Source organism: Allorhizobium sp. nf9_anc, assembly GCF_056323085.1.
Genome location: NZ_CM150481.1, coordinates 2306782 through 2325475, shown reverse-complemented (window position 1 = coordinate 2325475; position 18694 = coordinate 2306782). Strand labels below are relative to the sequence as shown.

Here is an 18694-nt window from a genome sequence, read left to right as displayed (position 1 = left end):
CTCAGATTACGCGCGGTCTTCGCGCGGACGACGCTCGAAGCCACCTTCGCGTGGGCCACGGTCCGGACGCGGACCACGATCGCCACGGTCACCGAAGTCACGGCGCGGGCCACGGTCGTCGCCGTCACGACGCGGACGGTCGTCACGGTCGCGCTTCTGCATCATGGCAGACGGGCCTTCTTCGTGGGCTTCGACGGCGATGGTCATGTAACGAAGGATGTCTTCGTTGATGCGCATCTGGCGTTCCATTTCGTGGATCGCTGCACCCGGAGCTTCGATGTCCATCAGGGCGTAGTGAGCCTTGCGGTTCTTGTTGATGCGGTAGGTCAGGGACTTGAGGCCCCAGTTTTCTACGCGCCCGACCTTGCCACCATTTGCTTCGATGACACCCTTGTACTGTTCGACGAGGGCATCAACCTGCTGAGCGGACATATCCTGCCGGGCAAGGAATACGTGTTCGTAAAGAGCCATGTAAGCTTTGCCTTTTCTTGCGGTTGTCGTCACCCGGATCCGGCGCTAAGCCTCACAGACTGCTCCTGTGCGGCATGCGCCGCGGCAAGAAAAGCGATGTGTTCGAGACGGTCGAGAGCGGAGACACGGGAGGCCGGAAACCCTTATGGTTCCTGCTGCAAGCCTTATCGGCCTGCCAGCCCTCCGTTCAGCCACCAGCCAGAGGACCGGGTGTTGTGAACGGCGCGCTTATACGCGCATTGGCCACAAAAGCAAGGGCCGCGCGGCATTTTCTGCCGGCGGCCCTGTCGATAGTCGGCGGTTTGCTAGGCTTTAGACCTGAACCAGCGCAACCGTGTAACCCACATAGGCAACCAGCATTGCGCCGGCCGTCAGCCTGCGGACCCCGAGATGGGCGAGAAGCAGGAAGGCGAAACCGAGGGTGACGCCCAGCATGACCGGAATGTCGAAGCTTGCGAAGCGCGGCGCGACGACGATCGGCTGGATGACGGAGGTGACGCCGAGGATGAACAGGATGTTGAAGATGTTCGATCCGACGATGTTGCCGATCATGATGTCCGAATGCTTGCGCAGCGCCGACATGATGCCGGTGGCGAGTTCCGGAAGGGACGTGCCGACCGCAACCACGGTCAGGCCGATGACGGCTTCCGAGACGCCGAAGTCACGCGCGAGGTTGGTCGCACCGCGTACCAGCAATTCCGCGCCGACGAAAAGGGTGCCGAGGCCTCCAAGGATCAGCAAGGTCGTAAAGGCGTTGCTCAAAGTCTCGTGCTTGACCTCTTCGTCCGTGGCTTCTTCGACGCTGCCTCTGCTGTTCACATAGGCATAGACCACATAGGCCAGAAGCACGGCGACCATGATCAGGCCGGCCAGGCGGCCGATGGCCGGAAACTGTGCCAGACCCAGCAGCAGAACGGCTGCGGCGATCATCACGTAAGTGTCGCGTTTGACACCCTTGTCCCACTGGGTGATCGGGAAGATCATGGCACAGGCGCCGATGATCAGGAGGATATTGGCCGTATTCGAGCCGACCACGTTGCCGAGGGCGATGTCGGAGGAGCCGCTGATGGCGGCGCGCACGGAAACGAGCAATTCCGGCATCGAGGTTCCGAAGCCGACGATGACCAGCGACACGATCAATGTCGGAATGGCCAGCTTCTGTGCGAGCGCGATCGAGCCGCGCAATAGCCACTCGGCTCCGAAATAGAGGCCGACCAGGCCTCCAGCAACGAACAGATAATCCAAGTCAGTCCCCCATCATCCATGGCCCGCAGGCCCTATTTCGATCGCCGCCGCAAGTGGTGATGCGCGGCGGCGATGTGTAGGTCACGTGTGTTCACGATTTTGTTGGTTTGAATAGCCAGCGAAATTCAAGTCCTCAGATCGGCATCGGGTATTCGCGATGGATCTTCGCGATCTCCGCCATGACGTCGTCCGAAAGCTTGAGATCGGCAGCGCCGATATTCACCTTCAACTGGTCCATCGTGGTCGCGCCGATGATGACAGAGGCCATGAAGGGGCGCGTCAGGCAGAAGGCGAGCGCCATAGCGGACGGATCAAGCCCATGCTTCTTCGCAAGATCGACATAGGCGCGGGTCGCTGCCTGCTGTTGCGGCACGAGGCGGCCGCCGATGTCTCCATTGATCGAGCCGCGCGAGCCTGCCGGCTTCTGCCCCTCGAGATACTTGCCCGACAGGATGCCGCCGGCGAGTGGCGAATAGGCGAGCAGACCGACATCTTCGTGGTGCGAGAGTTCGGCAAGGTCGAGGTCATAGTGCCGGTAGAGCAGGTTGTACTCGTTCTGGATCGTCGCCACACGAGGCAGCCCCTTCGCTTCGGCGAGCGAAAGATACTTCTGCGTGCCCCAGGTCGTCTCGTTCGAAAGGCCGAATGCCTTGAGCTTGCCGGCATTTATGCAGTCGCCGAGCGCTTCGAGGATTTCAGCGATGTCTGAAGCCGCCTGCGCCTTGTCCTGCTTGTAGGGGTTATAGTTCCAGGCGCCGCGGAAGTGGAAATGGCCGCGGTTCGGCCAATGAATCTGGTAGAGGTCGACATAATCGGTCTTCAGCCGCTTCAGGCTGGCGTCGAGTGCCTCCTTGACCACGGCGCCCGTGATCGGCTTGCCCTCGCGGATATAGGGGCGGCCGGGGCCGGCAACCTTGGTCGCGAGCACGACCTGATCGCGCTTGCCGGTCTTTTCGAACCAGTCGCCCATCAGCCGCTCCGTATCGGCATAGGTTTCGGCCGAAAGCGGCGTCGTGGGATAGAGTTCGGCCGTGTCGAAGAAGTTGACGCCGTGTTCCAGCGCGTAATCCATCTGCGCGAAGGCTTCCTCGGCGCTGTTCTGCGAGCCCCAGGTCATGGTGCCCAGGCAGATTTCGGAAACAAGGATATCGGTTCGGCCGAGCCGGTTCATCTTCATAGTCTTGGGCTTTCTGCAATGGATTGGTTTTTGGCGGGAGGTGGGAAATTGCTTATTGCAATAACTACGTCCGGTCAGGTCACAACATCAAGACGGCTCGGTCATTCCGGCCTGTTATAGGACATGACAAGATTCTGGCCGCCGGATCCCGAATATCCCCAATAGGAACCATTGATCTGTCGCAGACGATCGGCCCGGAAAGCGAGAGGCCGCTCATTGCGATAGGTCTCACCCAGCACCGGACGCAGGATATCCGCCCAGAAGTCGATGCTGAGAAACGCGTGATAGACGCCGGCATAGGCGGTCTGATCATTTTCCGTCCGCCGTGCTTTCGGCGGGTGGGGCAGGTAAGCCTGCCGCTCCGGCAGAAGCCGGCGGACCGGAATGCCGAAAAAGGCTGCTTCGATGAGCGTACCTGAGCTCAGGCTGATCAGCTCCTTCATGCTGCCGGTGGCGAGCAGCCGGTACATGTCCGACCCGCTGTCGGCGATGCCGATGCCGTGGCGCGAAAGCAGGGCGCGGAGCGAAGCGACGGGCTCCGGCGAGAACGGATGGGGTCGATATCCCGTCTTGCTGTCTGCCGGGAGGTTCTCCAGCACCGGCTCATAGGCGTCCCAGGTGGCGATGCGTCCGGCATGGATCAGCGAGCTGTCGAAGGGCGTCTGGCCGATCAGCAGCCGGTCAAAGTCCGTGGAAAGCGTGTCGAAGCCCTGGCGTCTGATGGCCGAGGCCTGATGCATGCCGACATGGATCTCAACCTCTTCAGCCGTCAGATGATACGGCTCCATCGCGTCGACCACAGCCTCAATATTGCTGTGAAAACCAAAGAAGATGTCGTCGAGGAAGCGCAAGGGGTGCCAGCGTGCGTCGACATAGGGGACGCCGAGGCGATCGAGGACCCGCTGAACAAAGGGCGGCAGCTCGAAGCCGATGATAAGTGCGCCTTCGACATGCGGGGCAAATGCAGCGACAGCCGCCGCGTTCGGAGCGGAATCGTAGAGTTCCGCCCAGCCTGTCGCATCCGCCGTAAGGCCCATGGCCTCGTAGACCTTGCTGCCGTCGAAATCGCTTGTGTCATCCCATTCCAGAAGACCGATCGGCAGCCGTGTTGCGGCCCTGAGCTGCGGTCCGAGAAGGGCCAGGAAGAATTCCGTATTGGTCTTGAAACCGGTACGAGATTGGGCCTTGCCGGTGACGCGCAGCAAGTCGGAAGTAACCAGGAGGCGTTCCAGTTTCATATTGTCTTTCGATCTCTTTGTGCTATGGCGGTCGCGTTCGCGCGGATCTACGGATCCGAGTGTATATCGGACAGCGGCCCCCGGGCGTCAGCTCGGAGATAGTGGCGCCTTTGCGGCTGTCCAGCCGGGCCTGTCAACAATTTGATGATGTGTCCCGCAGGATGTTCGCATGATCGGGGCAGGTTTGCTGAATTAGGAGATCCCTCTCTATGAAAGTCGCATTCACTTTTCCGGGCCAGGGCAGCCAGGCAGTCGGAATGGGCAAGGACCTTGCGGACAGCTTCCCGGAAGCCCGTGCCCTCTTCGAGGAAGTCGACGAGGCCCTCGGTCAGAAGCTCTCCGACATCATGTGGAACGGTCCGGAAGAGACGCTGACGCTGACCGCCAACGCCCAGCCGGCGCTGATGGCCGTGTCGATGGCCGTCATCCGCGTGCTGGAAGCCAAGGGCCTGGATCTCAAGTCGGAGGTTGCTTACGTCGCCGGCCATTCGCTCGGCGAGTATTCGGCGCTCTGCGTTGCTGGGACCTTCTCGATCGCCGACACCGCTCGGCTCCTCCGCATCCGCGGCAACGCCATGCAGGCGGCTGTGCCGGTCGGCGCAGGCGCGATGGCAGCGATCATCGGTCTGGAGCACGGCGACGTGCAGGCCGTTTGCGAGGCTGCTTCCGCAGAAGGTCCCTGCCAGATCGCCAATGACAATGGCGGCGGGCAGCTTGTCATCTCCGGCGGCAAGGCCGCTGTCGAGAAAGCAGCAGCACTCGCCACCGAAAAGGGCGCCAAGCGCGCCATCATGCTGCCGGTCTCCGCACCTTTCCATTCAGCTCTGATGGGCCCGGCGGCCGATGCCATGCGCGAGGCGCTGGCCAAGGTCGAAAAGAAGGATCCGGTCGTGCCGCTGATCGCCAATGTGCGTGCAGCCCCCGTCACGTCTGCCGCCGAGATCGCCGATCTGCTCGTCGAGCAGGTCACCGGTCAGGTGCGCTGGCGCGAAACGGTCGAGTGGTTCGGCGCCAATGGCGTAACCACGCTTTATGAAATCGGCGCCGGCAAGGTCCTGACGGGTCTCGCTCGCCGCATCGACAAGAACATCAATGGCGTCGCTGTGAACGGTCCGGCCGACATCGACGCAGCGCTCGCTGCCCTCAACGGCTGAACGCTTTAACGAACAACAAGGAAACCGATCATGTTCGATCTGACCGGCCGCAAGGCCCTCGTCACCGGCGCAACCGGTGGCATCGGTGAGGAAATCGCAAGGCAGCTGCATGCCCAGGGCGCCATCGTCGGCCTCCATGGCACGCGCGTCGAAAAGCTCGAAGCTCTGGCCGCCGATCTCGGCGACCGCGTCAAGATCTTCCCGGCCAACCTGTCCGACCGCGACGAAGTGAAGGCGCTTGGCGAGAAGGCCGAAGCCGAACTCGAAGGCGTCGATATCCTCGTTAACAATGCAGGCATCACCAAGGACGGCCTCTTCGTCCGCATGTCGGATGCCGACTGGGACGCGGTTCTGGAAGTCAACCTGACGGCCGTCTTCCGCCTGACGCGCGAGCTGACCCATCCGATGATGCGCCGCCGCTTCGGCCGTATCATCAACATCACCTCCGTCGTCGGCGTTACCGGCAACCCGGGCCAGGCCAACTACTGCGCCTCCAAGGCCGGCATGATCGGCTTCACCAAGTCGCTCGGCCAGGAAATCGCGACCCGCAACGTGACCGTCAACTGCGTAGCACCGGGCTTCATCGAAAGCGCGATGACCGGCAAGCTGAACGACAAGCAGAAGGAGGCCATCATGGGTGCAATCCCCATGAAGCGCATGGGCACCGGCGCCGAAGTCGCCTCCGCCGTGGTCTACCTTGCCTCCAATGAAGCCTCCTACATGACGGGGCAGACGCTGCACGTAAACGGCGGCATGGCGATGATCTGATTGAATTGCCGGAAAGAGCCCCTCTGCAATAGGATGTTGACCGAGGCAAAGGGGCGAATTTCTGGCTTTGCGGCGCGCTTAAACCGTGTTAAGCGGGCCATGACTGTGAGCAGTTGCTCCGTCTCATGAGCCGAAGTTTATGCTTTTGTTTGCATAAACCGCTCTGGGTCAGGGCCGAACGGGTTTGCTGGTGGGGACGTAAGTGTCACTGGCGGAATGCAGGGCAGGGACGCCATTAAGGCTCCCTCTGAATTTTAGAAGGTCGAGGATACCGACATGAGCGATATCGCAGAACGCGTGAAGAAAATTGTAGTTGATCATCTCGGCGTAGACGCTGAAAAGGTCGTCGAAGGCGCCAGCTTCATCGACGATCTGGGCGCTGACTCGCTCGACACCGTCGAACTCGTCATGGCCTTCGAAGAAGAGTTCGGCGTTGAAATCCCGGACGACGCTGCTGACTCGATCCTGACGGTCGGCGACGCTGTCAAGTTCATCGAGAAGGCCCAGGCCTGATCGATCACATTGCTGCGGAAGGCGGGCGAGAGCCCGTCCTGTCCGCTTGGGCCCGCGATGAGCGGGCCTTGTTGTATCTGGACCTTTGTTTACAATGACTTCGGTCAAATAAATTGGGTGGGCTTCGCACGATGAGACGTGTCGTCATCACCGGTACCGGCATGGTATCGCCTCTGGGATGTGGAACGGAACTGACCTGGCAGCGGCTTCTTGCCGGCCAGAGCGGCGCACGTCTGGTCACGGAATTCGAGGTCGATGACCTTCCCGCCAAGATCGCTTGCCGCATCCCGACCGAAGGTGAAGGCGCCTGGAATCCTGACGACTGGATGGAGCTCAAGGAGCAGCGCAAGGTCGACCATTTCATCATCTACGCGGTGGCCGCGGCCGACATGGCGCTCAAGGATGCCGGCTGGGAGCCGACCACCTATGAAGACCAGTGCCAGACAGGCGTGCTGATCGGCTCTGGCATCGGCGGCCTCGAAGGCATCGTCGAGGCAGGTCATATCCTGCGCGACAAGGGCCCGCGTCGTCTCTCGCCGTTTTTCATTCCCGGCCGTCTGATCAACCTTGCTTCCGGCCAGGTCTCGATCCGCCACAAGCTGCGCGGTCCGAACCACTCCGTGGTCACGGCCTGCTCGACCGGCGCGCATGCAATCGGTGACGCTGCCCGTCTCGTGGCACTCGGCGATGCCGATGTCATGGTCGCCGGCGGCACGGAATCGCCGATCAGCCGCATCTCGCTGGCCGGCTTCGCCGCCTGCAAGGCGCTGTCGACGGCCCGCAACGACGACCCGACCGCAGCCTCGCGCCCCTATGACAAGGACCGTGATGGTTTCGTCATGGGTGAAGGTGCAGGCATCGTGGTTCTGGAAGAGCTGGAGCATGCCAAGGCGCGCGGCGCCAAGATCTACGCCGAAGTTGTCGGCTACGGTCTCTCGGGTGATGCTTTCCACATCACCGCCCCGTCGGAAGATGGCGATGGTGCCTTCCGCTGCATGACCATGGCGCTGAAGCGTGCCGGTCTGACCGCCGGCGATATCGACTACATCAATGCCCATGGCACATCGACCATGGCGGACACGATCGAGCTCGGCGCTGTCGAGCGTCTCGTTGGCGAACACGCGCCGAAGATCTCGATGTCCTCCACCAAGTCTGCGATCGGCCACCTCCTGGGTGCCGCTGGTGCCGTCGAGGCAATCTTCTCGGCGCTCGCCATTCGCGACAACGTCGCTCCGCCGACGCTCAATCTCGACAATCCCCAGGTCGAAACCAAGATCGACCTGGTGCCGCACAAGGCAAGGAAGCGGGACATCAATGTCGCGCTCTCCAACTCCTTCGGTTTCGGCGGCACCAATGCTTCGCTGGTGCTGAAGCGCTACGAGAGTTGATTGGGCAACGGGCGGTCGATCCAATCAACCGCCCGTGATTGCTCTGGATGACGGCGGCATGCTCTTGCCCGCCGCCACTGTCTGTGGATAGAAATCATCCCAACGCCCGGCGCGCCCGCGCCGGACGACGACCCGGATTTTGCCGCATTGCTGGACGAAACAGCCGCGAATGCGAAACAAAGAAGGATTGCCGGTGACCGACAACAGCCAGAACGGCGGTAGCCAGAACAACGGTGTCTCCTTCGGCCGCGATGCCGATACCCAGCCGGGCAAGGGACCCTTTATTCCGAAGTCGCCCAATGAGGCGCTGCGTCCCGAGCGCGTGCCGCAGCCGCCGCGCCGGTCGCGCAAGGCGCGCAGCCAAGTGGTGATCTTCTTCAACTTCCTGATGACCATGGCGGTCTTCGTCTGCGTGGTGGCCGTAGCCGGCTTCTTCTACGTGATGGACAGTTATCAGAAGCCGGGACCGCTTGCCGCAAACTCCAATTTCGTGGTGCGCAGTGGGGCGGGCCTTGCCGAGATCGCCAACAACCTGGAGCGCAACGGCATCGTCTCGGATGCGCGCATCTACCGTTACGTCACGACCACCTATCTTCAGGATGGCCAGACGCTGAAGGCGGGTGAGTATGAGATCAAGGCCGGCTCCTCGATGAAGGAGATCACGGCGCTGCTCGAATCCGGCAAGTCGATCCTCTATTCGGTGTCCTTCCCGGAAGGCCTGACCGTCAAGCAGATGTTCCAGCGCCTTGCCGCCGATACGGTGCTTGAGGGCGACCTGCCGGCTGAGCTTCCGCCGGAAGGCAGCCTGCGCCCGGATACCTACAAGTTCACTCGCGGCACGAACCGCGCCGAGATCGTCACCCAGATGCGCGCGGCCCAGGAACGCCTGATCGATCAGATCTGGGAAAAGCGGGATCCGGACCTGCCGGTGGAGACCAAGGAAGAGTTCGTCACGCTCGCCTCCATCGTCGAGAAGGAAACGGGCAAGGACGACGAGCGCGCCCATGTGGCCTCGGTCTTCATCAACCGTCTGAACAAGGGCATGCGCCTGCAGTCCGACCCGACAATCATCTACGGTCTCTTCGGCGGCGATGGCAAACCGGCTGACCGTCCGATCTTCCAGTCTGATATCCGCAAGGAAACGCCCTACAACACCTATGTGATCAAGGGCCTGCCGCCGGGTCCGATTGCAAATCCCGGTCGCGCCGCTCTCGAAGCTGTCGCTCACCCGTGGAAGACGGAAGACCTTTACTTCGTGGCTGACGGCTCCGGCGGGCACGCCTTTGCGCCGACGCTGCAGGAGCACAACGCGAATGTGCGCCGCTGGCGCAAGATCGAGGCCGAACGCGCCCAGACGCCGCCGGCGACGCTGGATGTCGACCCGGAAGTCGATCCGACGGCGAACAATTGAGACCGGCGTTAAGGGGCGGGGCATGACACTGCAATCCATGACGGGCTTTGCCCGTGTCGAGGGCTCGTCGGGGCGTTACCGCTGGGCCTGGGAACTCCGTTCCGTCAACGGCAAGGGCCTGGACCTGCGCGCGCGCCTGCCGCAGGGCCATGAGGCGCTCGAAACCGATGTTCGCCGGTTGGCCGGCGAGCGGCTGACCCGCGGCAACCTGCAGATCGGCCTCAGCGTCACGGTGAGCGAAAACCGTGTCGAGGCCGTGTTGAATCGGGATGCGCTTGCCGCAGTTCTCGCACTGCGTGACCAGCTCGGCCCCGATGTCCTCGACCCGGCACCTCTGCGGCTCGACACGCTCCTCTCCATTCGTGGCCTCGTCGATATGCGTGAGGCAACCGATGATGCCGAGGCGATTGCTGTCCGCGAGGCCGATATTCTGGCCGGCCTCGATCGTGCAATCACGGCGCTCGCCGACATGCGCACGACCGAAGGGGCAGCACTCCGCCGTATCCTCGAAGAGCAGGTCACCAAGATCGAGGACTTGGCACTTCAGATTGAGGCAGATCCCTCCCGGACACCGGATGAGATCGCCCGCAGGCTCGAAACGCAGCTCGCGGCGCTGATGGACACGACGTCAGGCCTCGACCGCGACCGCCTCCATCAGGAAATCGCTCTGATCGCCACCAAGGCGGATCTGCGCGAAGAAATCGACCGCCTGAAGGCGCATGTGACAGCCGCCCGGGAACTGCTGGCAGCTGGCGGTCCGGTGGGTCGCAAACTCGATTTCCTGGCGCAGGAATTTAACCGAGAATCAAATACTATCTGTTCCAAATCCAATGCCGTCGCGGTCACCGCCGCCGGCATCGAATTGAAGGTCGTCATCGACCAATTCCGCGAACAGGTTCAGAATCTGGAGTAGTCCATGGCCGCTGCCGCCCCTCAATCCGTCAAGATCGCAAGGCGCGGCCTGATGCTCGTGATTTCCTCGCCCTCGGGTGCAGGAAAGTCGACCATTGCCCGCACCCTGATGGACCGCGACCAGCAGATCAGCCTTTCCGTCAGCGTGACGACCCGTCAGCGTCGCCAGAGCGAGATCGAGGGTGTTCACTACCACTTCGTTTCCCAGCGGGAGTTTGAGCGCCTGCGCGACAGTGACTCGCTGCTCGAATGGGCTGAGGTCCATGGCAACTACTACGGCACGCCCCGTGAAGCCGTGGAGACCGCGATGGGTGAGGGCCGCGACATGCTCTTCGACATCGACTGGCAGGGTGCCCAGCAGCTGCAGGACAAGATGTCGGCCGATGTCGTCTCCATCTTCATCCTGCCGCCGACCATGGCCGAACTGCAGTCGCGTCTGCATCGTCGTGCGGAGGATACGGAAGAGGTCATCCAGACCCGTCTCAACAATTCCCGCGCCGAGATCGCCCATTGGCGCGAATATGACTATGTCATCGTCAACGACGACCTGAATTCGGCCTTCGATGCCGTCCAGTCGATCGTCAAGGCCGAGCGCCTGCGCCGCGACCGCCGCCATGGCCTGTTCGATTTCGTCGAGGGCCTGATCGCCTGAGACCTGCGATCTCTGAATTGCAAAGGGCGGCCTGATTACTCGGCCGCCCTTTTTCTTTTTCATTCGCCTCGCGGGAAGCGCTGACTTTCTTCGAGAATGTTCAGGTCCATGTGGTTGCGCATGTAGCGCTCGGACGCCTTTTGCAGCGGCTGGTAGTCCCAGGGGAAATAGGCCCCGTTGCGCAGCGCCGCGTAGACGATGTGCCGACGCGCCTGGCTTTCGCGCACCGCCGCATCGAAGCGCGACAGATCCCAACGCCTTGAGGCTTCATCGCTCAGTGCTTCGAAGATCTCGGCCGCAGCGGGATCCTCTGCGAGATTGGTCAACTCATAGGGATCGGCCTCAAGGTCCGCCAGGATCGGTGGATCCGCCTCGCAGAGCGTCAGCTTGTAGCGTTCGTTCCGCAACCCGATCATCGGACTGACCGTCCCCTCGGCAGCATACTCCATGGGCACCATGCCCCGCCCACCGGTTCCCGTTGCGAGTGGCATCAGATCTTCGCCATCGGTCCAGTCGAGAATTGTGGATATATCGATGCCGGCAAGGCCGGCCAGCGTCGGCGTGACGTCGAGCGTCGAAACGGGCGTCGTCACCAGCCGTCCCTCGACACCCGGGACCGCCATCATCATCGGAACCCGCGCCGAGCCCTCGAAGAAGTTCATCTTAAACCAGAGACCTCGCTCACCGAGCATGTCGCCATGGTCGGAGACGAAGAGGATGACGGTATTGTCCGCCATCCGCGTGCGTTCGAGCACGTCGAGGATTTCGCCGATCTTGTCGTCGACATAAGAGATGTTGGCGAAGTAGCCCTGGCGGGCCCGCGCAACGTTCTCGTCTGTGATGTCAAAGGCAAGGTGGTCGCAGGCATCCAGGAGGCGCTGCGAATGCGGATCCTGTTCGTCATAGGGGATGGCGGGAACGCTCGGCTGAAGGGCCTCGCAGCCCTCGTAGAGATCCCAGTATTTCCGCCGCGCAACGTAAGGGTCATGCGGATGGGTGAAGCTCACCGTCAGGCACCAGGGGCGTTCGTCATGGCCGCGTGACAGGTCGTAGAGCCGGCGCGTGGCGTTGTAGGCGACCTCGTCGTCATACTCCATCTGGTTGGTAATCTCGGCAACGCCGGCGCCCGTGACGGAGCCGAGATTGTGATACCACCAGTCGATGCGCTCACCCGGCTTGCGATAGTCGGGCGTCCAGCCGAAATCGGCGGGGTATATGTCCGTCGTCAGCCGCTCTTCGAAGCCATGCAACTGGTCCGGTCCGACGAAATGCATCTTGCCGGAAAGGCTGGTCTGGTAACCGGCCGCCCGCAGGTGGTGGGCGAAGGTCGGAATGTCGGAAGCGAACTCTGCCGCATTGTCATAGACGCGCGTCCGGCTCGGCAATTGCCCCGACATGAAAGAGGCACGAGCCGGCGCACAGAGCGGGCTTGCGGTGTAAGTGTTGGCGAAGCGCACGGAGCGCTTCGCCAGATTTGCCAGATTGGGGGCATGCAGGAAATCAGCGGGACCATCCGGAAAGAAGGTCCCGTTGAACTGATCCACCATCAGGATCAGAATGTTGGGGCGTGAGGTCACGAGTGTCAGACCTCAGAGACCGAGAGCCGACTTGACCGCCGCATCGCCCGGCTGGCCATCCAGCGTGGTCACGCCCTTCAGCCAGCTGTCGAGCACGCCCGGATTGGCCTTCAGCCATGCCGAAGCGGCCTCCTTGGAGTCCTTGCCGCCGAGGATTTCGCCCATCAGCACGTTCTCCATGGAGACGTCGAAGGTCATCTGCTTGAAGAGCGTCGCAGTATTCGGGCAGGTTTCGCTCCAGCCGGTCCGCCCCAGAGTGTAGACTTCGGCACCGCCGAAATTCGGACCGAAATAGGCGTCGCCGCCAGAGAGATAGGTAAGCGGGAAGCGCTCGTTCATCGGATGTGGCGCCCAGGCGAGGAAGACGACGCCTTTGCCTTCCTTTGTCGCGCGCTCGACCTGGGCCAGCATGGCCTGCTCACCCGATTCGACCAGTTCCCAGCCCTTGAGACCGAATTCGCCGGCGTCGATCATCTTCTGGATATTGGCGTTTGCCGGCGCGCCTGGCTCGATGCCGTAGATCTTGCTCTCGAATTCATCCGGGTTCTTGCCGAGGTCGGCGAAATCCTTGATGCCCTTTTCGGCCGTCGCGGTTGGCACGGCGAGCGTGAACTTCGCGCCCTCGAGGTTCTTCGCCAGGATTTCGACGGCCTTGGCCGCATTCAGGTCGTCGATGAAGGCCTGCTGCGCCGGCATCCAGTTGCCGAGGAAAACGTCGATCTCGCCGTTCTTCATCGACTGGTAGCCGATCGGCACGGAGAGCGTCTTGACATCAGGCTGGTAGCCGAGCGCTTCCAGCACAACGGAGGCAACGCCGTTCGTCGCGGTGATGTCGGTCCAGCCCGGATCCGAGAGGCGGACGGTCTTGCAGCTTTCCGCATCTGCAGCTGCTGCGGTCGTGGCGAGGAGCATCAGGGCCAGGCCGGCAAGGCCGCTAAGACCCGTGCGATGGTTCAATGTCGTGCGCATAGTGGTTCCCTCTTTTTGTGGTATTGTCTGTCGTTATTGAAGAGGCGCGGCACTTGCCTGTGAAGCAGGAGATTTTTGATGTCTGGCATAAGTAAGATTGATGTCTGAGCCTCTGGTCGATCTCGCCTGGATGCGCCTGCTCGTGGAAGTCGGCCGGAAGGGCTCGCTATCTGCTGCCGCCGAGGCGCTCGGTCTGTCTCAACCGGCTGTCAGCTATCAGATCCGGTTGTTGGAGCAGCGGTTCGGTCTGCCGCTCCTGCAGCGGCTGCATCGGGGTGTGCGCTTTACCGAGGAGGGGCAGCGCCTGCTGGCCATCGCCGAGCGCACCGTGTCGGAAGTGGACAGCCTTCAGAGAAGCTTGCGGGCCGCGCGTCGCCGCCCGACCGTGCGTTTGGCCACGGACTACGCTTTCTCAAGCCTGTGGCTCATCCCGCGCATGCACGCCTTCCGGCAGAGATATCCCGATATCGACCTGCAGATCGTGGCCACCCAGCGCCTCGGGCACCATTGGCGCGAGGATGCCGATCTGGCGGTTGCCTTTGGCACGGGGAGCGAGTTCGGCCCTGGTGCCACCTTGCTGATGCCCGAGCGGGTGGTACCCGTTTGCACTCCAAGCCAGTCCGGGCGTCTGCCTGATATTTCTTCTGTCGAACAGGGACCGCTGATCCATCTGGAGGCAGAAAACATTTCCCCCTGGCTCGACTGGCCCGCTTATCTCGCACGGCAGGGGCTGGCCGAGAACGACCAGGAGCGGCCGGGTGACCTGCGCTTCAATACTTACGCTCTTGTCATTCAGGCAGCCATGGCAGGCCAAGGCGTGGCGCTCGGATGGCTCGGTCTCGTCGATGATCTGCTGGACGCCAACCTGCTCGTGGTGGCAGGCGAAATAGCCTCTGTGCCCGGACGTGGATATTGGCTGGTATCTGGCAGCAAGAACGATGCGGTTTCGCACCTTGCGAGCTGGCTGGTTCAGGAGGCGGCAATCACCGGCGGTGATCGGCTCGCTGACTGACCACGGGGAAGAAATTTCGTGATCGCTCAACTTGCGTAATTCAAGTATGACTAATGTTTAACCATTGTATTGCATCATCGTCCTGACGCTATAGTTGCGGAACCGTGTGGGGCCGCACATCGAATGCTGGGGATCGAAATGCGATTGACGGATGTTTCTGTTACCTGGCGCCTGGCGGTGGCACTTGCCATCCCGCTGGTGGCGCTGGCGGGGCTGGCCTATGTCGAAGTCAACACCACCTTTTCCGCCTATCAGCACGCACGCCATCTGGGCGTCGTCAGCGCCGACCTCGGCGTGATCGGCGATCTCGTACATGCGCTGCAGGGTGAGCGCGCAGAGGCGGTTGGCCTCCTCGCTTCCAAGGGCAAGCAACATGGTCCCGAGCTCGAAGCGATGCGCGCAAAGGCCGCTCCCGCATTGAGTGAGATGGATCATGTCCTCGAAGACATGAAGGCTGAAGGGGATCCAACCCTGATCCGCCACGAGGAAGAACTGGCGGTCGTACTGGCCAAGCTGCCACAGATCCGGTCTGCAACCGATGCTCTCACCATCCCGCCAACCGAGGTGTTCGTCTATTATACGGACCTCGTGCATCGCCTGATGAATGTCTCGCGCGAATTCTCGTTGGTGGCAGGCGCCAGGGGCGTTGTCGGCAAGATGATGGCCTACAACCTTCTGATGAACGCCAAGGAAGTGGCGGGCCAGGAGCAGAATCTCGGCCACACCTTCATTTCGCAGGGCAAGTTCGACGAGGCCCACTACTTCGACTTCATTGGAATGTTTGGCTCGCAGACATCGCTGATCGGCCAGTATCTTGAATTGCTGCCCGACGAGGAGCGCGAGCGCTACAAACAGTCCTTGCACACACCAGACGCCGATGCCGTGGAGGCAATTCGCGCCCAGATGATGTTGGGTGGTCTCACGGCTGACCTCAGCACCCTCGACAGCGGTGAATGGCTCGAGCGCTCGGCTCACCGGATCGAGCGGTTGAAGGAGTTGGAAAACGAGACGCTGGGCACGATCGTGGTCCAGGCCAAGGGTATGGCGGACGAGGAGTATCACCATCTGCTTCGCGTCGCTGGGATCACCGGTTCGGTTCTGACCTTCGCCTGCTTCTTCGCCATGTCGCTGTCGCTGACCGTCGTTCGACCACTGCGCCGCTTGACGCGGACGATGAACGATCTCGCGAAGGGGCAGGTCGAGGTCGATACGATCCAGTCGGACAGCAAGGACGAAATCGGCCAAATGGGCCGCGCCGTCACCGAATACATCGCGCTGGCCAAGGCCCGCATGATGAAGGAGCGGGAGGAGCAGGAAGCGGCCGAGCGCATCAAGCGTGCCGCCGAGTTGGAGGCTGTGCGCGAACGCGCCGAGCGGGCCGCCGAGATTGCTTTCGCTGTCGACCAACTGGCCAGCGGTCTCGATGCCCTGTCTTCAGGCGAGATCGGTTATCGTCTTTCGGAGCCCTTTGCCGAATCCCTCGATCCTCTTCGCACCAGCTTCAATGGCTCCATGGAGCGCCTCTGCGGCGTCATGTCTACGATCCGCCAGAGCACAGGCCAATTGCACGGAGGCTCGCAGGAACTGCAGCTCGCGGCAGACGATCTTGCCCGCCGCACGGAGCGACAGGCCGCAGCGCTCGAGGAAGCATCGGCCTCGATCAGCCAGATCACCACGGCTATGTCGAGCTCGACCCAACAGGCCCAGGAGGCCGGTCAACTGGTGCGCGAGGCAACCATCACCGCTCAGAAGTCCGGCTCCGTCGTCTCCGATACGGTCAAGGCGATGCATCACATCGAGCAGTCGTCCGGCCAGATCGGCCAGATCATCAGCGTGATCGACGAGATCGCCTTCCAGACCAACCTGCTGGCCCTGAACGCCGGGGTCGAGGCAGCCCGCGCAGGAGAAGCCGGCAGGGGCTTCGCCGTCGTGGCTCAGGAAGTGCGTGAACTTGCTCAACGCTCCGCCAACGCCGCCCGGGAGATCAAGTCCCTGATCAATCGTTCGGCCCAGGAGGTCGAAGCGGGCGTTCGCCTGGTCAACGAAACTGGCGAAACGCTGAAGGGCATCGAAGAGCATGTCATGAAGATCAATGAACGCGTGACAGCGATCGTTTCGGCAGCGCAGGAGCAATCCGGAGCGCTGAACGAGATCAGCCAGGCCGTGAGCCAGATGGACCAGGTAACGCAGCAGAACGCAGCCATGGTGGAAGAGGCGAGTGCAGCCACGTCAAGCGTGGCGGCTGAAGCTGACCGTCTGAATGCGCAGATCGCGCTCTTCAAACTGCCTGGAAACGAAAACCGTCAGCGCGGCCGCCAGGCCGCCTGAGATAACGCTCGCCACCGAATCAGACCAGATTGGCGAGCCGGCAGAATTCCTCGACGCTGAGCGTTTCGGCTCGGCGTTGAGGATCTATCTCTGCACGCGCGAGCAGCGCTTCCCCACCGATCGGCTTGAGGCTTTGCCTCAGCATCTTGCGGCGCTGTCCGAAGGCCGCGAGCGTCACCTTCTCGAGCTTGTCGGCATCGCAGGGCAGGGGTTTCTCGATTGGCTCGAGATGCACGACGGTCGAGGTCACCTTGGGTGGCGGTGTGAAGGCCTGCGGGGGAATGTCGAAGGCCATGTGGGCCTCAGTCCGCCAGCCGCAAAGCACACCGAGCCGGCCGTAGTGATTGTCGTCCTCACGCGCCACGATCCGCTGGCCGACTTCCTTCTGGAACATCAGGGTCAGTGACTGCCAGAAGGGCGGCCACTGCGCCGGCAGTAGCCAGTTGACGAGCAGCTGCGTCCCGACATTGTAGGGCAGGTTGGCGATGATCTTGACCGGTTCGCCGTTGGCGAGGTCCCGGAAATCGATCTTCAGCGCGTCCCCCTCGATCACCTCGAGGCGTCCCGGGTAGTGGTCACTAATTTCCTGGAGCGCCGGCAGGCAGCGCGGGTCGCGCTCGATGGCGACCACCTTCTTGGCGCCGAGTGCCAGGATCGCCCTGGTCAATCCGCCCGGCCCGGGGCCGACTTCGATAACCGTGGCCCCTTCGAGAGAGCCGGCGGTGCGGGCTACCTTCTGCGTCAGGTTCAGGTCCAGGATAAAGTTCTGGCCGAGTGCCTTCTTGGCATCGAGCCCATGGCGCGCGATGACATCGCGTAGCGGTGGCAGTCCGTCGAGTGCAGCCATTAGCGGGATGCGTCCTTGGCGATGCTCATACGGTCCGCCAGTTCAAGCCCGGCAATGAGGCTTTTTTCCTTGGCAAATCCAGTACCGGCAAGACCGAAGGCGGTGCCGTGATCAGGGGACGTGCGAATGAACGGCAGGCCGAGCGTGACGTTGACGCTGTCGTCGAAGCCGAGCGCCTTGGCCGGGATCAGCGCCTGATCATGATACATGCAGATCGCCACGTCATAACGGCTGCGGGCATCGTCATGGAACATCGTGTCGGCGGGCAGGGGCCCAAAGGCATCGATCCCTTCTTCGCGAAGGCGTCGGATAGCCGGATGAATGATGTCGTCATCCTCATGTCCGATTGCCCCGCCTTCACCCGCATGCGGGTTGAGCCCGGCAACCGCGAGCCGCGGCGCGGTCAAGCCGAAGCGGTCGGTGAGATCCCGGGCGACGATGCGGCAGGTATCGACGATGAGTTCTTCGTTCAGGGCGTCCGGCACATCCTTGATCGGAATGTGGATCGTGACCGGCACGGCCTTCAGCTTGGGGCCTGCAAGCATCATCACCGGCAGAACGCTTTCGCCTGTGGCTTTAGCTGCGAGGTCAGCCAGAAATTCGGTATGGCCAGGAAAGCCGAAGCCCGCCTCGTAGAGAACAGATTTTGCGATTGGATTGGTGACGACGGCACGCACCTCCGCGGCAAGGCAGAGGGAGACGGCGGTCTCTATGGCGCTAATCGTTCCGCGGGCATTTGCGACATGCGGCTTGCCCGCGAGAACATCGACCCCGGTCTTGATGGCGAGCACCGGCACAGCCCTGTCGAACACCTCGCAGGCATGCGCAGCATCCGTTTCCTCGATCCTGACATCCAGCTCAAGCAAGCGAGCGCGCACCTCAAGTACCGCGGGATCGCCAATGTAGAGGAAGGGCGGCAAGCTGATCTCGCCCCGCTTGAGCCAGGCTTGCAGGGCGATATCAGGCCCTATGCCGGCCGGGTCGCCCTGGGTAAGCGCGAGCGGTAGCACGCCATCGGTCATGGATCGGCCT

General features: G+C 62.0%; 17 protein-coding genes. 9 read left to right on the top strand and 8 right to left on the bottom strand.

The annotated features are described in order from the left end of the window. Window positions 1-6: 6 nt before the first annotated feature. From rpsF to AC02Y0_RS11215, 4 genes are all read right to left on the bottom strand, one after another. Complete coding sequence (gene rpsF, locus AC02Y0_RS11230) at window positions 7-471, bottom strand: 30S ribosomal protein S6 (protein WP_102021418.1); 465 nt, start codon at window positions 469-471, stop codon at window positions 7-9. A 312-nt stretch (window positions 472-783) separates the two neighbouring features. After that, window positions 784-1716: a calcium/sodium antiporter gene (locus AC02Y0_RS11225; RefSeq protein WP_102021417.1), complete on the bottom strand. Its 933-nt coding sequence runs from the start codon at window positions 1714-1716 to the stop codon at window positions 784-786. Between the two features lie 133 nt (window positions 1717-1849). Continuing rightward, complete coding sequence (locus AC02Y0_RS11220; protein ID WP_476378938.1) at window positions 1850-2893, bottom strand: aldo/keto reductase; 1044 nt, start codon at window positions 2891-2893, stop codon at window positions 1850-1852. A gap of 101 nt (window positions 2894-2994) precedes the next feature. Beyond that, a complete protein-coding gene (locus AC02Y0_RS11215) occupies window positions 2995-4131 on the bottom strand; it encodes a hypothetical protein (RefSeq protein WP_476378936.1) in 1137 nt (378 codons plus the stop codon). A 209-nt stretch (window positions 4132-4340) separates the two neighbouring features. Between AC02Y0_RS11215 and fabD the strand changes: the two genes are divergently transcribed. The 7 genes from fabD to gmk all read left to right on the top strand — a co-directional run bounded on the left by fabD (window position 4341) and on the right by gmk (window position 10929). Continuing rightward, entirely contained in the window at window positions 4341-5285 is a 945-nt protein-coding gene (gene fabD, locus AC02Y0_RS11210; RefSeq protein ID WP_476378934.1) for an ACP S-malonyltransferase, read from the top strand. A 30-nt stretch (window positions 5286-5315) separates the two neighbouring features. Then, window positions 5316-6053 carry a 3-oxoacyl-[acyl-carrier-protein] reductase gene (fabG, locus tag AC02Y0_RS11205; protein WP_006727437.1) on the top strand — a complete coding sequence of 246 codons (738 nt, stop codon included), beginning with the start codon at window positions 5316-5318 and terminating at the stop codon, window positions 6051-6053. A gap of 276 nt (window positions 6054-6329) precedes the next feature. After that, the gene (locus AC02Y0_RS11200) at window positions 6330-6566 is read left to right on the top strand and encodes an acyl carrier protein (RefSeq protein ID WP_006727438.1); all 237 of its coding nucleotides are present in this window, start codon (window positions 6330-6332) and stop codon (window positions 6564-6566) included. A 131-nt stretch (window positions 6567-6697) separates the two neighbouring features. After that, window positions 6698-7954, top strand: coding sequence for a beta-ketoacyl-ACP synthase II (gene fabF, locus AC02Y0_RS11195; protein WP_476378931.1), 1257 nt, complete (start codon window positions 6698-6700; stop codon window positions 7952-7954). Between the two features lie 169 nt (window positions 7955-8123). Further along, a complete protein-coding gene (gene mltG / locus AC02Y0_RS11190; protein ID WP_476378929.1) occupies window positions 8124-9365 on the top strand; it encodes an endolytic transglycosylase MltG in 1242 nt (413 codons plus the stop codon). Between the two features lie 22 nt (window positions 9366-9387). Next, entirely contained in the window at window positions 9388-10278 is an 891-nt protein-coding gene (locus AC02Y0_RS11185) for a YicC/YloC family endoribonuclease (RefSeq protein WP_476378927.1), read from the top strand. Between the two features lie 3 nt (window positions 10279-10281). Continuing rightward, window positions 10282-10929 (top strand): guanylate kinase, encoded by a 648-nt coding sequence (gmk, locus tag AC02Y0_RS11180; protein ID WP_102021411.1) that lies wholly within the window; start codon window positions 10282-10284, stop codon window positions 10927-10929. Between the two features lie 59 nt (window positions 10930-10988). Here the strand turns inward: gmk and betC are convergent, their stop codons facing one another. Continuing rightward, the gene (gene betC, locus AC02Y0_RS11175) at window positions 10989-12476 is read right to left on the bottom strand and encodes a choline-sulfatase (RefSeq protein WP_476384013.1); all 1488 of its coding nucleotides are present in this window, start codon (window positions 12474-12476) and stop codon (window positions 10989-10991) included. Window positions 12477-12518: 42 nt separating this feature from the next. Continuing rightward, window positions 12519-13418: a choline ABC transporter substrate-binding protein gene (gene choX, locus AC02Y0_RS11170; protein WP_476384012.1), complete on the bottom strand. Its 900-nt coding sequence runs from the start codon at window positions 13416-13418 to the stop codon at window positions 12519-12521. A gap of 157 nt (window positions 13419-13575) precedes the next feature. Between choX and AC02Y0_RS11165 the strand changes: the two genes are divergently transcribed. Further along, entirely contained in the window at window positions 13576-14487 is a 912-nt protein-coding gene (locus tag AC02Y0_RS11165; RefSeq protein WP_476378925.1) for a choline sulfate utilization transcriptional regulator, read from the top strand. A 138-nt stretch (window positions 14488-14625) separates the two neighbouring features. Next, on the top strand, window positions 14626-16815 hold the full coding sequence (locus tag AC02Y0_RS11160) for a methyl-accepting chemotaxis protein (RefSeq protein ID WP_476378923.1): 2190 nt from the start codon (window positions 14626-14628) through the stop codon (window positions 16813-16815). A gap of 19 nt (window positions 16816-16834) precedes the next feature. Here AC02Y0_RS11160 and rsmA read toward each other — a convergent pair whose 3' ends face one another. Further along, window positions 16835-17662 carry a 16S rRNA (adenine(1518)-N(6)/adenine(1519)-N(6))-dimethyltransferase RsmA gene (gene rsmA / locus AC02Y0_RS11155; protein ID WP_476378921.1) on the bottom strand — a complete coding sequence of 276 codons (828 nt, stop codon included), beginning with the start codon at window positions 17660-17662 and terminating at the stop codon, window positions 16835-16837. Next, window positions 17662-18684: a 4-hydroxythreonine-4-phosphate dehydrogenase PdxA gene (pdxA, locus tag AC02Y0_RS11150; RefSeq protein ID WP_476378919.1), complete on the bottom strand. Its 1023-nt coding sequence runs from the start codon at window positions 18682-18684 to the stop codon at window positions 17662-17664. The genes rsmA and pdxA overlap by 1 nt, the downstream gene beginning before the upstream one ends. Between the last annotated feature and the right edge of the window lie 10 nt (window positions 18685-18694).

Excerpts from the sequence above, each read along its gene's own strand:
- rpsF (WP_102021418.1), bottom strand. The coding sequence starts at position 471 with ATGGCTCTTTACGAACACGTATTCCTTGCCCGGCAGGATATGTCCGCT.
- AC02Y0_RS11220 (WP_476378938.1), bottom strand. The coding sequence starts at position 2,893 with ATGAAGATGAACCGGCTCGGCCGAACCGATATCCTTGTTTCCGAAATC.
- AC02Y0_RS11215 (WP_476378936.1), bottom strand. The coding sequence starts at position 4,131 with ATGAAACTGGAACGCCTCCTGGTTACTTCCGACTTGCTGCGCGTCACC.
- fabD (WP_476378934.1), top strand. The coding sequence starts at position 4,341 with ATGAAAGTCGCATTCACTTTTCCGGGCCAGGGCAGCCAGGCAGTCGGA.
- fabG (WP_006727437.1), top strand. The coding sequence starts at position 5,316 with ATGTTCGATCTGACCGGCCGCAAGGCCCTCGTCACCGGCGCAACCGGT.
- AC02Y0_RS11200 (WP_006727438.1), top strand. The coding sequence starts at position 6,330 with ATGAGCGATATCGCAGAACGCGTGAAGAAAATTGTAGTTGATCATCTC.
- fabF (WP_476378931.1), top strand. The coding sequence starts at position 6,698 with ATGAGACGTGTCGTCATCACCGGTACCGGCATGGTATCGCCTCTGGGA.
- mltG (WP_476378929.1), top strand. The coding sequence starts at position 8,124 with ATGCGAAACAAAGAAGGATTGCCGGTGACCGACAACAGCCAGAACGGC.
- AC02Y0_RS11185 (WP_476378927.1), top strand. The coding sequence starts at position 9,388 with ATGACACTGCAATCCATGACGGGCTTTGCCCGTGTCGAGGGCTCGTCG.
- gmk (WP_102021411.1), top strand. The coding sequence starts at position 10,282 with ATGGCCGCTGCCGCCCCTCAATCCGTCAAGATCGCAAGGCGCGGCCTG.
- betC (WP_476384013.1), bottom strand. The coding sequence starts at position 12,476 with ATGGTGGATCAGTTCAACGGGACCTTCTTTCCGGATGGTCCCGCTGAT.
- choX (WP_476384012.1), bottom strand. The coding sequence starts at position 13,418 with ATGCTCCTCGCCACGACCGCAGCAGCTGCAGATGCGGAAAGCTGCAAG.
- AC02Y0_RS11165 (WP_476378925.1), top strand. The coding sequence starts at position 13,576 with ATGTCTGAGCCTCTGGTCGATCTCGCCTGGATGCGCCTGCTCGTGGAA.
- AC02Y0_RS11160 (WP_476378923.1), top strand. The coding sequence starts at position 14,626 with ATGCGATTGACGGATGTTTCTGTTACCTGGCGCCTGGCGGTGGCACTT.
- rsmA (WP_476378921.1), bottom strand. The coding sequence starts at position 17,662 with ATGGCTGCACTCGACGGACTGCCACCGCTACGCGATGTCATCGCGCGC.
- pdxA (WP_476378919.1), bottom strand. The coding sequence starts at position 18,684 with ATGACCGATGGCGTGCTACCGCTCGCGCTTACCCAGGGCGACCCGGCC.